At 71.1% G+C, this 1,041-nt stretch carries 1 protein-coding gene and 1 pseudogene; both read right to left on the bottom strand.

Annotated features, from left to right (window positions below; all coding sequences use genetic code 11):
• Positions 1-508 (bottom strand): annotated as a pseudogene (locus tag JMF90_RS38280) (acetate kinase); the annotation flags it as partial.
• A 10-nt stretch (positions 509-518) separates the two neighbouring features.
• Positions 519-1,041 (bottom strand): bifunctional enoyl-CoA hydratase/phosphate acetyltransferase (locus JMF90_RS38275; protein ID WP_201326462.1); only part of this gene is annotated, 523 nt, incomplete at its 5' end.

Genomic DNA, 1,041 nt, shown 5'->3' with positions numbered 1-1,041 from the left:
TCAGCGCGCGCGGCAACGCGAACTCCCGTTCGAGCGCCGGCACCGTCGCATGGAACGCGGTGTCGAAACACGCGACCTGCGGCAGGTTCGGCGCAACCGCGGCAACCGCGCGAATCGCGTCGACGTGGTGCGGCTGGTGCAGCGGCGCGAGCGGTGCAAGCGACGCGATCGCATCGAGCACGCGCGCATCGATCCGCACCGGCGCGGTGAAATACGGGCCGCCATGCACGACGCGGTGCCCGACGCCGTCGAACGCGGCCTCCCGCCCGACGTGCGCGGCGAACCATGCGTGCAGCGCCTCGATCGCGCCTTGATGCCCCGGTCGCGCGACGGCGCTGTCGGCGAGCGTCGCGCCCTCTGCATCGGTCACGAACAGATGCGGGGTGTCATGCAGGTTCTCGACCTGCCCGTGCAGGCCCGCATCGAGCGAACGATCCTCTCGCGTGTCGTAGACCGAAAACTTGAGGCTCGACGAGCCGGCGTTGAGCACCAGGACAGGATGTCGCATCGCGGCCCCGTCAGTGTGCGTCGGCCGCAATCGCCGCGGCGGTCACGGGCGTCGCCGTGGCACGCGCCGCCGCCGCGACGAGCGCCGCGACCGCGCAGCTCGCCAGGCGCGTGCGTTCGCTGTCCGCGCGACTCGTCAGGATCACCGGCACGCGCGCGCCGAGCACGATGCCGGCCGCATCGGCATTCGCGAGGAACGTCAGCTCTTTCGCGAGCATGTTGCCGGCCTCGAGGTCGGGCACGAGCAGGATGTCCGCATCGCCCGCGACCGCGGAATCGAGATGCTTGAGCCGCGCCGCTTCCGGGCTGATCGCGTTGTCGAGCGCGAGCGGCCCGTCGAGCAACGCGCCGGTGATCTGGCCGCGCTCGGCCATCTTGCACAGCGCGGCCGCGTCGAGCGTCGACGGCAGCTTCGAGCTGACCGTCTCGACCGCCGACAGGATCGCCACCTTCGGCCGGGCGATGCCGAGCGCATGCGCGAGATCGATCGCGTTCTGCGCGATGTCGGCCTTCTGTTCGAGCGTCGGACGGATA

The sequence above is a fragment of the Burkholderia sp. E168m23 genome, from assembly GCF_016586125.1.
GTDB classification, from domain to species: Bacteria; Pseudomonadota; Gammaproteobacteria; order Burkholderiales; family Burkholderiaceae; genus Burkholderia; species Burkholderia orbicola.
This window is presented reverse-complemented; position numbering and strand designations above follow the sequence as displayed.